At 64.6% G+C, this 14,133-nt stretch carries 16 protein-coding genes; all 16 read left to right on the top strand.

All coding sequences use genetic code 11. The features are described from left to right. Positions 1 to 14 precede the first annotated feature (14 nt). The 16 genes from fliF to fliR all read left to right on the top strand — a co-directional run bounded on the left by fliF (position 15) and on the right by fliR (position 14,098). The gene (gene fliF / locus E8E91_RS06390) at positions 15 to 1,802 is read left to right on the top strand and encodes a flagellar basal-body MS-ring/collar protein FliF (RefSeq protein WP_280369417.1); all 1,788 of its coding nucleotides are present in this window, start codon (positions 15 to 17) and stop codon (positions 1,800 to 1,802) included. Next, on the top strand, positions 1,795 to 2,811 hold the full coding sequence (fliG, locus tag E8E91_RS06385) for a flagellar motor switch protein FliG (RefSeq protein WP_151132624.1): 1,017 nt from the start codon (positions 1,795 to 1,797) through the stop codon (positions 2,809 to 2,811). The genes fliF and fliG overlap by 8 nt, the downstream gene beginning before the upstream one ends. A 10-nt stretch (positions 2,812 to 2,821) precedes the next feature. Further along, positions 2,822 to 3,619 carry a flagellar assembly protein FliH gene (fliH, locus tag E8E91_RS06380; protein WP_280375051.1) on the top strand — a complete coding sequence of 266 codons (798 nt, stop codon included), beginning with the start codon at positions 2,822 to 2,824 and terminating at the stop codon, positions 3,617 to 3,619. After that, on the top strand, positions 3,609 to 4,961 hold the full coding sequence (gene fliI, locus E8E91_RS06375) for a flagellar protein export ATPase FliI (protein WP_190830150.1): 1,353 nt from the start codon (positions 3,609 to 3,611) through the stop codon (positions 4,959 to 4,961). Before fliH ends, fliI begins: the two co-directional genes overlap by 11 nt. A 6-nt stretch (positions 4,962 to 4,967) precedes the next feature. Beyond that, a complete protein-coding gene (gene fliJ, locus E8E91_RS06370; RefSeq protein WP_280375050.1) occupies positions 4,968 to 5,414 on the top strand; it encodes a flagellar export protein FliJ in 447 nt (148 codons plus the stop codon). 313 nt (positions 5,415 to 5,727) lie between these two features. Beyond that, positions 5,728 to 6,033 (top strand): STAS domain-containing protein, encoded by a 306-nt coding sequence (locus tag E8E91_RS06365; protein ID WP_151132628.1) that lies wholly within the window; start codon positions 5,728 to 5,730, stop codon positions 6,031 to 6,033. 11 nt (positions 6,034 to 6,044) lie between these two features. Next, complete coding sequence (locus E8E91_RS06360) at positions 6,045 to 7,739, top strand: fused response regulator/phosphatase (protein ID WP_280375049.1); 1,695 nt, start codon at positions 6,045 to 6,047, stop codon at positions 7,737 to 7,739. A 32-nt stretch (positions 7,740 to 7,771) separates the two neighbouring features. Further along, entirely contained in the window at positions 7,772 to 8,125 is a 354-nt protein-coding gene (locus E8E91_RS06355) for an Hpt domain-containing protein (RefSeq protein WP_280375048.1), read from the top strand. An 83-nt stretch (positions 8,126 to 8,208) separates the two neighbouring features. Continuing rightward, on the top strand, positions 8,209 to 9,477 hold the full coding sequence (locus tag E8E91_RS06350; protein ID WP_280375047.1) for a flagellar hook-length control protein FliK: 1,269 nt from the start codon (positions 8,209 to 8,211) through the stop codon (positions 9,475 to 9,477). Between the two features lie 342 nt (positions 9,478 to 9,819). Continuing rightward, complete coding sequence (gene fliL, locus E8E91_RS06345; protein ID WP_280369402.1) at positions 9,820 to 10,344, top strand: flagellar basal body-associated protein FliL; 525 nt, start codon at positions 9,820 to 9,822, stop codon at positions 10,342 to 10,344. Between the two features lie 13 nt (positions 10,345 to 10,357). Then, the gene (gene fliM / locus E8E91_RS06340; protein WP_280369399.1) at positions 10,358 to 11,329 is read left to right on the top strand and encodes a flagellar motor switch protein FliM; all 972 of its coding nucleotides are present in this window, start codon (positions 10,358 to 10,360) and stop codon (positions 11,327 to 11,329) included. A 42-nt stretch (positions 11,330 to 11,371) separates the two neighbouring features. Beyond that, positions 11,372 to 11,833: a flagellar motor switch protein FliN gene (fliN, locus tag E8E91_RS06335; RefSeq protein WP_280352775.1), complete on the top strand. Its 462-nt coding sequence runs from the start codon at positions 11,372 to 11,374 to the stop codon at positions 11,831 to 11,833. Positions 11,834 to 11,837: 4 nt separating this feature from the next. Next, entirely contained in the window at positions 11,838 to 12,284 is a 447-nt protein-coding gene (fliO, locus tag E8E91_RS06330) for a flagellar biosynthetic protein FliO (RefSeq protein ID WP_280375046.1), read from the top strand. After that, positions 12,284 to 13,039: a flagellar type III secretion system pore protein FliP gene (gene fliP / locus E8E91_RS06325; protein ID WP_280375045.1), complete on the top strand. Its 756-nt coding sequence runs from the start codon at positions 12,284 to 12,286 to the stop codon at positions 13,037 to 13,039. Before fliO ends, fliP begins: the two co-directional genes overlap by 1 nt. A gap of 10 nt (positions 13,040 to 13,049) precedes the next feature. After that, positions 13,050 to 13,319: a flagellar biosynthesis protein FliQ gene (gene fliQ, locus E8E91_RS06320; protein WP_151132636.1), complete on the top strand. Its 270-nt coding sequence runs from the start codon at positions 13,050 to 13,052 to the stop codon at positions 13,317 to 13,319. Between the two features lie 2 nt (positions 13,320 to 13,321). Beyond that, positions 13,322 to 14,098 (top strand): flagellar biosynthetic protein FliR, encoded by a 777-nt coding sequence (gene fliR, locus E8E91_RS06315; RefSeq protein ID WP_280375044.1) that lies wholly within the window; start codon positions 13,322 to 13,324, stop codon positions 14,096 to 14,098. Positions 14,099 to 14,133: the final 35 nt, after the last annotated feature.

Below are 14,133 nucleotides of genomic sequence, written 5' to 3'. Positions count from 1 at the left end.
GGACGGGTTGAGAAATGGCTGAAGCCGCTGTTGCAAAGGTTCCCGCCAAGGCGGATGCCTCCGGGGCGTCGGAAGAGAAGAAGCCGCTGTTCGGCCTGTCCTTCCTGGAAAACCTCTCGCAGATGACCATGCTGCGCCAGGTCGGCCTGCTGGTCGGCCTGGCCGCCAGCGTCGCCATCGGCTTTGCCGTGGTGCTCTGGTCGCAACAGCCGGACTATCGCCCGCTGTATGGCAGCCTGTCTGGAATGGACGCCAACCAGGTGGTGGAAACCCTTGGCGCTGCCGACATCCCCTACAAGATCGAGCCCAACTCCGGCGCCCTGCTGGTGAAGTCCGATGACCTCGCCCGGGCCCGCATGAAGCTGGCTGCCGCCGGCGTGGCGCCCAGTGATAACACCGTCGGCTTCGAGATCCTCGACAAGGATCAGGGTCTCGGTACCAGCCAGTTCATGGAAGCCACCCGCTACCGCCGTGGCCTTGAAGGCGAACTGGCGCGCACTATTTCCAGCCTGAACAACGTCAAGGGCGCACGTGTGCACCTGGCCATTCCGAAGAGCTCGGTGTTCGTCCGCGACGAGCGCAAGCCGACCGCTTCGGTGCTGGTCGAACTCTATCCGGGGCGTTCCCTTGAGCCGAGCCAGGTGATGGCGATCGTCAACCTGGTGGCGACCAGCGTGCCGGAACTGGAAAAGTCCCAGGTCACCGTCGTCGACCAGAAAGGCAACCTGCTGTCTGACCAGCAGGAACTGTCCGAGCTGACCATGGCGGGCAAGCAGTTCGACTACACCCGCCGCATGGAGACGCTCTACACCCAGCGCGTGCACAGCATCCTGCAGCCGGTGCTGGGCAGTGGCCGCTACAAGGCGGAAGTGTCTGCAGACGTGGATTTCAGCGCCGTCGAATCCACCTCTGAAATGTACAACCCGGACCAACCGGCCCTGCGCAGCGAACAGAAGCTCGCCGAGGAACGCCAGAACAACGGCGGCCCGCAAGGTGTGCCCGGTGCGCTGTCCAACCAGCCGCCGGCCCCTGGTGCCGCGCCGCAGCAGGCCACGAGCACCACGACCGCAAGCGTGCAGCCGGGCCAGCCGCTGCTGGACGACAACGGCCAGCAGATCATCGACCCGGCCACGGGCAAGCCCATGCTCGCGCCGTATCCCACCGACAAGCGCGACCAGACCACCCGCAACTTCGAGCTGGACCGCTCCATCAGCTACACCAAGCAACAGCAGGGCCGCCTGCGCCGGCTTTCCGTCGCGGTGGTGCTGGATGACCAGGTCAAGGTGGACCCGCAAACCGGCGAAACCAGCCGGGTGCCCTGGAGCGCCGACGAGATTGCCCGCTTCACCCGCCTGGTGCAGGACTCGGTGGGCTATGACGCCAGTCGTGGTGACAGTGTCAGCGTGATCAATACCGCATTCCTGGCGGATAACAGCGAAGAAGTCATCGACATTCCGTTCTACACCCAGCCCTGGTTCTGGGATGTGGTGAAGCAGGTTCTTGGCGTGCTCTTCATCCTGGTGCTGGTGTTCGGTGTGCTGCGTCCAGTGCTGAGCAACATCAGCGGCGGCAAGTCCAGGGAACTGGAAGGCGGTCGCGATGGCGACGTCGACCTGGGCGAGATGGGCCTTTCCGGCGAGCTGTCGGATGACCGCGTCAGCCTCGGTGGACCGCAAAGCATCCTCCTGCCCAGTCCGAGCGACGGGTATGATGCGCAACTCAATGCCATCAAGAACCTGGTGGCTGAAGATCCCGGCCGCGTGGCCCTGGTAGTCAAAGAGTGGATCAACGCCGATGAGTGATAACCGCGCCCCCGCCAAACTGAACAAGGTCGACAAGGCAGCCATCCTGCTGCTGTCCCTGGGCGAGACCGACGCTGCCCAGGTGCTCCGGCACATGGGCCCGAAGGAAGTGCAGCGGGTCGGCGTTGCCATGGCGCAGATGCGCAATGTCCACCGTGAGCAGGTGGAACAGGTGATGAGCGAGTTCGTCGAGATCGTCGGCGACCAGACCAGCCTGGGCGTTGGTGCTGACGGCTACATCCGCAAGATGCTTACCCAGGCCCTGGGTGAGGACAAGGCCAACAACCTGATCGATCGCATCCTGCTGGGCGGCAGCACCAGCGGCCTGGACAGCCTGAAGTGGATGGAGCCGCGCGCCGTGGCCGACGTGATCCGCTACGAGCACCCGCAGATCCAGGCCATCGTCGTTGCCTACCTCGACCCGGACCAGGCTGCCGAAGTGCTCAGCCACTTCGACCACAAGGTGCGCCTGGACATCGTCTTGCGCGTGTCCTCGCTCAACACCGTACAGCCGTCCGCGCTCAAGGAACTCAACCTGATCCTAGAGAAACAGTTCGCCGGCAACGCCAGCACCACCCGCACCACCATGGGCGGCGTGAAGCGCGCGGCAGACATCATGAACTTCCTCGACAGCTCGGTCGAAGGCCAGCTCATGGACTCCATCCGCGAGGTGGACGAAGACCTCTCCACCCAGATCGAAGACCTCATGTTCGTCTTCGACAACCTGGCCGACGTCGACGACCGTGGCATCCAGGCGCTGCTGCGCGAAGTGTCGTCTGATGTGCTGGTGCTGGCCCTCAAGGGCTCGGACGACGCCATCAAGGAAAAGGTCTTCAAGAACATGTCCAAGCGCGCGGCCGAACTGCTGCGCGACGACCTGGAGGCCAAGGGGCCGGTACGCGTCAGCGACGTGGAGTCGGCGCAGAAGGAAATCCTCACCATCGCCCGCCGCATGGCCGAAGCCGGGGAAATCGTCCTCGGTGGCAAGGGCGGCGAAGAAATGATCTAAGGCGGCGCCCATGGCAAACAAGGACTCGGCAAGCGAACTGATCCGCGCCAAGGACGTCAACGTCTTCGATCGCTGGTCGCTACCCAGCTTCGACCCGGACGCCCCGGAGCCCGAAGAACCTGAAGAACCACAAGCCGAGGCGTCGCCCGAGCCCGAGCCTGAGCCGCAGATCGAGGAAGTGCCGGTCGAGGACGTCAAGCCGCTGACGCTGGACGAACTCGAGGCCATCCGCCAGGACGCCTACAACGAAGGTTTCGCCACCGGCGAGCGTGACGGCTTCCACGCCGGTCAGCTCAAGGCCAAGCAGGAAGCGGAAGCCGCGCTGAGCGCCCGCCTGGCCCAGTTCGACACGCTGATGGGGCATTTGCTGGACCCCATCGCCGAGCAGGACCGGCAGATCGAGGAGTCCCTGGTGCACCTCACCAGCCTGATCACCCGCCAGGTGATCCAGCGCGAGCTGCGCATGGATTCCGGGCAGATCCGCCATGTGCTGCGCGAGGCCCTGAAGCTGCTGCCCATGGGCGCCAGCAACGTACGCATTCACATCAACCCCCAGGACTTTGAACAGGTGAAAGCCCTGCGGGAGCGCCATGAGGAAACCTGGCGCATCCTCGAAGACGAATCCCTGGAACCGGGCGGTTGCCGGGTCGAGACCGAGCACTCGCGCATCGATGCCAGCATCGAGACGCGCCTGAACCAGGCCATGAAGCAGCTCTTCGAGCAACAGCGCGAACAGAAGGTCCACCCGCCGTCGGCCGACCTGGTGCTGGACCTGGACGCCCCGGACAGCCTCGACCATGCGTATTGAGCGCGCCAGCTTCGCCAAGCGCCTGGCGGGATACAACGACGTCATCGATCTGCCCACGCAACCCCTGGTGGAGGGCCGCCTGCTGCGTATGGTGGGCCTTACCCTGGAAGCCGAAGGGCTGCGCGCGCCGGTAGGCAGCCGCTGCCTGGTGATCAACGACGACAGCTACCACCCGGTGCAGGTGGAAGCCGAAGTGATGGGCTTCTCCGGGAGCAAGATCTACCTGATGCCGGTGGGCAGCCTCTCCGGCATTGCCCCGGGCGCCCGCGTCGTACCTCTGCCGGATACCGGCCGCCTGCCCATGGGCATGTCCATGCTGGGCCGCGTGCTCGATGGAGCCGGTCGCGCCCTGGATGGCAAGGGCGGCATGAAGGCCGAAGACTGGGTGCCGATGGACGGCCCCACCATCAACCCGCTCAAGCGCCACCCCATCAGCGAACCGCTGGATGTGGGCATCCGCTCGATCAACTCGCTGCTGACGGTTGGCCGCGGCCAGCGCCTCGGCCTGTTCGCTGGTACCGGTGTGGGTAAGTCGGTGCTGCTGGGCATGATGACCCGCTTCACCGAAGCGGAAATCATCGTCGTCGGGCTGATCGGCGAACGGGGTCGCGAGGTGAAGGAGTTCATCGAGCACATTCTCGGTGAAGAGGGCCTCAAGCGCTCGGTGGTAGTGGCGTCGCCGGCGGACGATGCGCCGCTGATGCGCCTGCGCGCCGCCATGTATTGCACCCGCATCGCCGAATACTTCCGCGACAAGGGCAAGAACGTCCTGCTGCTGATGGACTCCCTGACCCGCTTCGCCCAGGCCCAGCGCGAAATCGCCCTGGCCATTGGCGAGCCGCCGGCCACCAAGGGCTATCCTCCGTCGGTGTTCGCCAAGCTGCCGAAGCTGGTGGAACGGGCCGGTAATGCCGAGCAGGGCGGCGGTTCCATCACGGCCTTCTACACCGTGCTGTCCGAAGGCGACGACCAGCAGGACCCCATCGCCGACTCCGCGCGCGGTGTGCTGGACGGGCACTTCGTGCTGTCCCGTCGCCTGGCCGAGGAAGGCCATTACCCGGCCATCGATATCGAAGCCTCCATCAGCCGGGTGATGCCCCAGGTGGTCAGCCCCGAACACATGAAGATGGCCCAGCGCTTCAAGCAGCTCTGGTCGCGCTACCAGCAGAGCCGCGACCTGATCAGCGTCGGCGCCTATGTCGCCGGTGGCGATCCTGATACTGACTTGGCCATCGCCCGCCAACCGGCCATGAGCGCCTTCCTGCGCCAGGGCCTGGATGAAAGCGAGCGTCTGGCCCAGAGCGCCGAGCGCCTGGCCGCGAGCCTGGGCGTCAAGGGCTGATAGGGCATGTCGCAAAATCGTGCGGCGCGTCTGGCGCCGGTGGTCGAGATGGCCGCGCGCGCCGAGCGAGAAGCGGCGCGCATGCTCGGTCGCTGCCAGGGCCAGCTGACCCAGGCGGAGATGAAGCTCGGTGAACTCGAGCGCTACCGCTCCGACTACCAGCAGCAATGGATCGAAGAGGGGCGGCGTGGTGTTTCCGGCCAGTGGCTGATGAACTACCAGCGCTTCCTGTCCCAGCTGGAATCCGCCATCGGCCAGCAGATGCAGAGCGTCAACTGGCACCGCGACAACCTCGACAAGGCCCGTGGCGCCTGGCAGCAGCGCTACGCGCGTCTCGAAGGGCTGCGCAAGCTGGTGCAGCGCTACCTCGACGAAGCCCGTGCCGCCGAAGACAAGCGCGAGCAGAAGCTCCTGGACGAACTGGTGCAGCGCCTGCCGGCCAGAGACCTGTAGGCGCGAACTTATTTGAATGCCCGGGCTGGCAGGGTGGGACCGATCGGGTAGGGTGCGCCGTGCGCACCGGCGGTTTGACCAGGCGTTGAAGTTGATCCAAAAGTCGGTGCGCACAGCGCACCCTACGGTCCAGACCGAGCTAAAGCGATCGATCTTGTGTCGTCCCCTCCCGACGCCGACGCGCGAATGCATTCTTCAGCGCGTCATCTCAGAACCATAAATTCTCCCGCGACGCGGCTTTCCAGTTGCCGTGCCTGAAGGTGGGTGCTAAATCTTCACCACGCGCATTCCGAACTTGAACAAGGAGCTTTGCATGGCCATCACCTCGATGCCCTCCGATGATGGGCAGGAGCTGACCATCTACATCCAGGGACGTTTCGATTTCGGCGCCCATCAGGAATTCCGCGACGCATACGAGCGCGTCAACACCACGCCCAAGCGCTATGTCGTGGACCTCAAGGGCACCACCTACCTCGACAGCTCCGCCCTGGGGATGCTGCTGCTGTTGCGCGACCACGCCGGTGGCGAGCGTGCGCAGATCCGCCTGGCCAACTGCAATCCCGACGTGCGCAAGATCCTCGCCATTTCCAACTTCGAACAACTGTTCCAGATCGCCTGAGGCCTGTTGCCATGCCGTCGCCGCTGACGATCCTGATTGCCGAGGACAACGCGGCGGACCGACTGCTGCTGTCCACCATCGTCAGCCGCCAGGGCCATCGCGCGCTGACCGCCGCCAATGGCCGCGAGGCCGTGGCGCTGTTCCGACAGGAACAGCCGCAACTGGTGCTGATGGATGCCCTGATGCCGGAGATGGACGGCTTCGAAGCCGCCCGCCGGATCAAGCAACTGGCGGGCGAGTCGCTGGTGCCGATCATCTTCCTCACCTCGCTGACAGAAAACGAAGCCCTGGTGCGCTGCCTGGAAGCGGGCGGCGACGATTTCCTCGCCAAGCCCTACAACCGGGTCATCCTGGAAGCCAAGATCAAGGCCCTGGACCGCCTGCGCCGCCTGCAGGACACCGTGCTGCAACAACGCGACCTGATCGCCCGGCACAACGAGCACCTGGTCACCGAACAGCGGGTGGCCAAGGCCGTGTTCGACAAGGTGGCGCACTCCGGCTGCCTGAGCGCCCCGAACATCCGTTACCTGCAATCGCCCTACGCGCTGTTCAACGGCGACCTGCTGCTGGCCGCCTACAAGCCCTCTGGCGGTATGCACGTGCTGCTGGGCGATTTCACCGGCCACGGCCTGCCAGCCGCCATCGGTGCCATGCCCCTGGCCGAGGTGTTCTACGGCATGACCGCCAAGGGTTATGCCATGGCGGACATCCTGCGGGAGATGAACGCCAAGCTGAAACGCATCCTGCCGGTCGGGGTGTTCTGCTGCGCCACCTTCCTCAACCTGAGCTTCCAGCGGCGCATGGTTGAGGTGTGGAACGGCGGCCTGCCCGAAGGCTACCTGCGCCGCGCCGAGACCGGAGAGCTGCTGCCGCTGGTGTCGCGCCACCTGCCGCTGGGGGTGCTTGACCAGGGCAGCTTCAACGCGCACTTCGAGTCCTACCCCATCGAGACCGGCGACCGCATCCTGCTGGTGTCCGACGGCGTGCTGGAAACGCGCAATGACAGCGACGAGACCTTCGGCGATGAACGCCTGCGCGCCGTGTTCGACGCCAATAGCGACGGCAATCGGCTGTTCGACGAAATCCAGCTGGCCCTGAGCGCCTTCCGCGGCCATGCCCAGGACGATGTGAGCATGATCGAGATTCGCATGCTCGATGAGTCCACCGAGCGCGCGAAACTGGCCTTCACCGACAGCGGCCAGGCCAGTCCGCTGGACTGGTCCGCCTCCTTCGAATTCCGTGCGCAGACCTTGAAACGCTTCAATCCGCTGCCGTTCCTCCTGCAGCTGCTGTTGGAGGTCCAGGGGCTGCGCGATCAGGGTGGCGCGCTCTATACGGTGCTTGCCGAGCTGTACTCCAACGCCCTGGAGCATGGCGTGCTGGGGCTGGACTCCTCCCTCAAGGGCAACGCCGAAGGGTTCGCCCGCTACTACCGCGAGCGCAGCGAACGCCTCTCCAAGCTGGAGGCAGGGTACGTGCGCTTCAACCTGCAGCTGGTTCCCGAGGGCCGGGGAGGGCGGTTGCTGATCCAGGTGGAGGACAGCGGCGAGGGCTTCGACCTGGGCGCGGCGCTGGCCAGCCAACCGTCGATGGAAAGCTTCTGTGGCAGAGGCCTGAGCCTGGTGAAACAACTCACGGCGCGCTGTGAGCCCGCCGAGAACGGCAAGGGAATCCACGTCGAATTCCACTGGCCCGTTAGGGCATAATTTTCCGAGGTTCAGTACAGGGAGCGAAGGGTTTGTCTGATATCCATCTCGACCATTCTGTGCTGTCTGCCCTGCGGGACGTCATGGAGGACGAGTTTCCGGTGCTTCTGGATACCTTCCTGACGGATTCGACCGAGCGCTTGCGGCAGATCCAGCAGGCCATCGCAGTGTCCGACTGCCAGGCCCTGCGGCTAGCCGCCCACAGTTTCAAGGGCAGCTGCAGCAACATGGGCGCCCCCGTGCTGGCTGGCCTGTGCAAGCAACTGGAGGACATCGCCCGGCGCGAGCAGCTGGCCGATGCACCCGGCATCATCCTGCAGATCGAGCAGGAATTCCTGATTGTCCATGATCTGCTGCTGGAAGAGCGTCGCGGCCTGGCGCACTGATCGACGTCTTGTCCCCTTGGCCAGAATGTTGGCCCATCCCTTGCAATCCTCCCCGCACGAACCAACCCGAGCGGAGAGTGCCCATGCCCGTTGCCCCCGATCTGCTTCTTCAGGCCAGGCCTGAAGTGAAGCCGAAAGCACCGGCCGCAAAAGCCCCGGAAAAACCGGCGGAAACCAGCAAGGGCGAGGCTTCCAGCTTCGCCCAGATGTACGCAAAAGAACGTCAGGCCAAGGCAGCCGAGCGTAACGAGGCAGCTGCCAAACAGGCCAAGACCAAGGCGGACGAGGCTGCAAGCCAGGACAAGCCGGCGGCCGATCCTGCCGCTGGCCAGTCGGTCGTTGCCGAAAGCGGCAAGCCCTTGCCGGCTGAAGAAGGCGATACCAAGGAGTCCTCAGACGAGCCGGTGATGGACCCGCTGTTGCTCATGGCCATGACCGGGCAACTGCCGGCCGATGCGCCAGTCGAGGCGGACGCCGCGGCCGCTGCCTTGCCCGTCACACCGCAGGTGAACAGCGGTGCACCAGCGACCCTGACCGAAGCCAGCCTCGATCCGGATCTGGATCAGCTCAACGGCATGCCGGCGGTGAAGATGGCGCTGGATCAGGGGGCTCAGGCCGCCCAGCAGGTGCAAAACGCTACCCAGGCGGCGCAAACCGCGCCCACGGCAGACCAGGACTTCGCCGATGCCATGGCCGCGTTGTCCGACAAGCCACTGGAGGCGGGCGAGGGCAAGCTGGACAAGGCGCTGTCGTCGGCCGAACTCTCGGTGGAACTGACCGAGGGTGTGGGCGAGAACAAGGGTGAGGTGCGCAACGAGTTGCTGGCGAACCGTTTGAACGCCCTGAGCCAGGCCATCAGCCAGCAGACTGCGCAAACCCAGCGGGCCCCAGCCCTGGTACCGGGGCAGCCGGTGAACATGCAGCAGGGCGGTTGGAGTGAAGCCGTGGTGGACCGGGTGATGTGGCTGTCCAGCCAGAACCTCAAGTCCGCCGAGATCCAGCTCGATCCGCAGGAGCTTGGCCGGCTCGAAGTCCGGGTGCACATGACCCAGGACCAGACCCAGGTGACCTTCGCCAGCCCCAACGCCAACGTACGTGACGCCCTGGAAGGGCAAATGCACCGCCTGCGCGACATGTTCGCCCAGCAGGGCATGAACCAGCTCGACGTGAACGTCTCCGATCAGTCCCTCAGCCGTGGCTGGCAAGGGCAGGGCAGTGACGGCGAGCGTCGTTCCGCTGGCGGTCGCGCTGATTTCGGCAGTGGTGGCGACGAAGAGATCAGCGTGAGCCACAGCGAAATCCGCCCGGCCTCGACGGCGGGCGGGCGCGGGTTGGTGGATTTCTACGCCTGATTGCGCTTTCCCTCTCCCCCAACCCCTCTCCCTGAAGTGGAGAGGGGAGCTCATCCGTGCCGAAAAGATGAGCGCGTTCAGATGAGCTCCGCAGCTCCCGGCTGAATGAAGAAACATCCGGCGCAAGTCACCCCTCGCCCTTCAGGGAGAGGGGCGGGGGGAGAGGGTAAACCTCTGCACCAAGATTTCCCGCAACCCCTCGTGACAGCCGCCCCCCGACACTGGTATATCCGCAGCCCTGAAGCAATTGCCTGAACCGCCGGCTGGCCGGCGAGCTGGCATAACACTTGCTCATTCCCCAGGAAAAGGCGGGTTTGTCCCGCTCGGCGACGGATTATTGGCATGGCGAAGAAAGAAGCGAAGGCCCCGGCAGAGGGTGCTGCTGTGGCAGGCGGCAAGAGCAAGCTGAAGCTCATCATTCTGGGCGTTGTCGCGCTGTTGCTGGCGATCGGCCTTTCGGTGGGGGCCACCTGGTACTTCCTCAGCCGCGGCGACAAGGCCGCCGAGCCCGCCAAGGAGGACGCTGCCGCTGCCGCCCCTACCAAGCAGCCGGCCATCTACCAGGACCTGGCACCCGCCTTCGTCGTCAACTTCAGCCAGAACGGTCGCCAGCGCTACATGCAGGTAAGCGTTTCGCTGATGGCCCGTGACCAGGCCCAGATGGACGCACTCAAGGTGCACATGCCGGTGTTGCGCAACAAGCTGGTCATGCTCTTCTCCGGGCAGAATTTCGACACGCTGGTCACTCCCGTCGGCAAGGAAATGCTGCGTCAGCAGGCCACCGCCACCGTGCAGGAACTGGCCAAGCAGGAAACTGGCGCGACGACCGTCGAACAAGTGCTCTTCACCAACTTCGTATTGCAGTAGGCAAGGTACGACCATGGCTGTTCAAGACCTGCTGTCCCAGGACGAGATCGACGCGCTGCTGCACGGCGTCGATGACGGCCTGGTTGAAACCGAAACCGATGCGGACCCGACGAGCGTCAAGAGCTATGACCTGACCAGCCAGGACCGCATCGTCCGGGGGCGCATGCCGACCCTGGAAATGATCAACGAGCGCTTCGCCCGCTACACCCGCATCAGCATGTTCAACCTGCTGCGTCGCTCCGCCGACGTAGCCGTGGGCGGCGTGCAGGTGATGAAGTTCGGCGAGTACGTGCATTCGCTCTACGTGCCCACCAGCCTCAACCTGGTGAAGATGAAGCCGCTGCGCGGTACCTCGCTGTTCATCCTCGACGCCAAGCTGGTGTTCAAGCTGGTGGACAACTTCTTCGGTGGCGACGGTCGTCACGCCAAGATCGAAGGCCGCGAGTTCACCCCCACCGAACTGCGCGTGGTGCGCATGGTGCTGGACCAGGCCTTCGTCGACCTGGCCGAGGCCTGGCATGCGGTGATGGATGTGAACTTCGAGTACATCAACTCGGAAGTGAACCCGGCGCTGGCCAACATCGTCAGCCCCAGCGAAGTGGTGGTGGTGTCTACCTTCCACATCGAGCTGGACGGCGGTGGCGGTGACCTGCACATCACCATGCCCTATTCGATGATCGAGCCGATCCGCGAGATGCTCGACGCCGGCTTCCAGTCCGACGTCGACGACCAGGACGAGCGCTGGATCAAGGCGCTGCGCGAGGACATCCTCGACGTCAGCGTTCCTGTGGGCGCCACGGTGGTGCGCCGCCAGCTCAAGCTGCGGGACATCCTGCACATGCAGCCAGGCGACGTGATCCCGGTGGAAATGCCCGAACACATGATCATGCGCGCCAATGGCGTGCCGGCCTTCAAGGCCAAGCTGGGGTCGCACAAGGGCAACCTGTCCCTGCAGATCCTCGAACCGATCGAACGCCAGCGCTGATTGCGCGTTTCCCACGAATTCAGAGCCAGCCGAGGTCAAGCGATGGCAAACGACATGGACACTACCCCAGAAGAACAGGCCCTGGCCGATGAGTGGGCTGCGGCGCTGGCCGAGGCCGGCGATGCGTCCCAGGACGATATCGACGCACTGATGAACCAGGGCTCCTCCGCGCCCAGTTCGCCACGCGCGCCTATGGAAGAGTTCGGCAGCGTGCCGAAGGCCAGCGGTCCGGTCAGTCTGGACGGCCCTAACCTGGACGTGATCCTGGACATCCCGGTGTCCATTTCCATGGAAGTGGGCAACACCGATATCACCATCCGCAACCTGCTGCAGCTCAACCAGGGTTCGGTGATCGAACTCGATCGCCTGGCCGGCGAGCCGCTGGACGTGCTGGTCAACGGCACCCTCATCGCCCACGGCGAGGTGGTAGTGGTCAACGAGAAGTTCGGTATCCGGCTGACCGATGTGATCAGCCCGAGCGAACGCATCAAGAAGCTGCGCTGAAACCATGCGTCGACTCTTCTCCGCGGGGCTGTTGCTGGTGCCCCTGAGCGGCTTCGCCGCCGAGCCCGCTGCGACCGTTCCGGCGCCTGCTGCGGCCGCCACCGTGACCCAGGCCGGCAGCGGCATGGCCGCGCAACTCGGCCAACTGGCCATCGGCCTGCTGCTGGTGGTGGGGCTGATCTTCGTGCTGGCCTGGTTGCTGCGCCGGGTGCAACAGCTCGGTCCGCGCGGCGGCCAGGTGATCAGGCTGGTGGCCAGCCAGGCCCTCGGCCCGCGTGATCGACTGGTGCTGGTGCAAGTGGGTGGGGAACAGATCCTGCTCGGCATCAGTGCCGGGCGCATCACGCCGCTGCATGTACTGAAGGAACCCGTGCATCAGGCCGGCACCGAGGCTGCGCCCCCGGAATTCGCCCAACGCCTGATGGAACTGCTCGGCAAGGACAAGCACTGATGCCCCTGCACCGCCTCCTCATCGCGCTGCTGCTGGTGCTGGCCGCGCCCCTGGCACTTGGCGCCGACAATCCGCTGTCGGTGCCTGCCATCACCCTGTCCACCAATCCGGAAGGCCAGCAGGAATACTCGGTAAGCCTGCAGATCCTGCTGATCATGACGGCGCTGAGCTTCATCCCGGCGTTCGTCATGCTGATGACCAGCTTCACCCGGATCATCATCGTCTTCTCCATCCTGCGTCAGGCGCTGGGCCTGCAGCAGACGCCGTCGAACCAGATCCTGATTGGCCTGGCCCTGTTCCTGACGATGTTCATCATGGCGCCGGTGTTCGACCAGGTGAACCGCGAGGCGCTGCAGCCTTATCTCAACGAGCAGATGACGGCCCAGGATGCGATAACCAAGGCCGAAGTGCCGATCAAGAACTTCATGCTGGCGCAGACCCGTGCCAGCGACCTCGACCTGTTCATGCGCCTGTCCAAGCGCACCGACATTCCCAGCCCGGACGCGGCGCCGCTGACCATCCTGGTCCCGGCCTTCGTCACCTCCGAGCTGAAAACGGCGTTCCAGATCGGCTTCATGATCTTCATCCCCTTCCTGATCATCGACCTGGTGGTGGCCAGCGTGCTGATGGCGATGGGCATGATGATGCTCTCGCCGCTGATCATCTCCCTGCCGTTCAAGATCATGCTCTTCGTCCTGGTGGATGGCTGGGCGTTGATCATCGGTACGCTCGCCGGCAGCTTCGGCGGCGTCTAGGAGGCTTGCGATGACCCCGGAAGTTGCTGTCGACCTGTTCCGTGACGCGCTCTGGCTGACCTGCCTGATCGTCGGCATCCTGGTGGTGCCGAGCCTGGTGGTGGGCCTGATCGTCGCCATGTTCCAGGCGGCCACCCAGATCAACGAACAGACCCTGAGTTTCCTGCCGCGCCTGCTGGTGATGCTGCTCACCCTGATCTGGGCCGGCCCCTGGCTCACCCGCCAACTGATGGAGTACATCCAGACGCTCTATCAGAACATCCCGATGCTGATCGGCTGACCATGCTTGAACTCAGCGACGCGCAGATCGGTGGCTGGGTCGGCAGCTTCGTGCTGCCACTGTTCCGCATTGCCGCGCTGCTGATGACCATGCCGATCATCGGCACCCAGCTCGTGCCGACGCGGGTTCGCTTGTACCTCGCGCTGGCGATTGCCGTGGTACTGGTGCCGACCTTGCCGCCCATGCCACAGGTGGATGCGATCAACGTCGGCAACATCCTGCTGATTGGCGAGCAGATACTGGTCGGCGCCTTGCTCGGTTTCGTGCTGCAACTGTTCTTCCATGCCTTCGTGGTGGCGGGGCAGATCATCTCGATGCAGATGGGCCTGGGCTTCGCGTCCATGGTCGACCCCACCAACGGCGTTTCGGTGCCGGTGCTCGGCCAGTTCTACCTGATGCTGGTGACCCTGCTGTTCCTGGCCATGAACGGGCATCTGGTGGTGTTCGAGATCCTCGCCGAAAGCTTCGTCACCCTGCCGGTAGGTGGCGGGCTGTTGACCAACCATTACTGGGAAGTGGCCGGCAAGCTCGGCTGGGTGATGGGGGCGGGGTTGCTGCTGTCGCTGCCGGCGATCACCGCGCTGCTGGTGGTCAACCTGGCCTTCGGCGTCATGACCCGCGCCGCGCCGCAACTGAACATCTTCTCCATCGGTTTCCCGCTGACCCTGGCCCTTGGCCTGGTGATCGTCTGGATCGGCATGGCCGACGCCCTCGCCCAGTACCAGGTACTGGCCAGCGATGCCCTGCAGCTCATGCGTGAGCTGGCGAGGGCGCGATGAGTTTCCGTTCGACTATCTCCCGGCTGCTGGAAAAC

The sequence above is a fragment of the Pseudomonas sp. BN515 genome (assembly GCF_029873155.1).
Taxonomy (GTDB): domain Bacteria; phylum Pseudomonadota; class Gammaproteobacteria; order Pseudomonadales; family Pseudomonadaceae; genus Metapseudomonas.
This window is presented reverse-complemented; position numbering and strand designations above follow the sequence as displayed.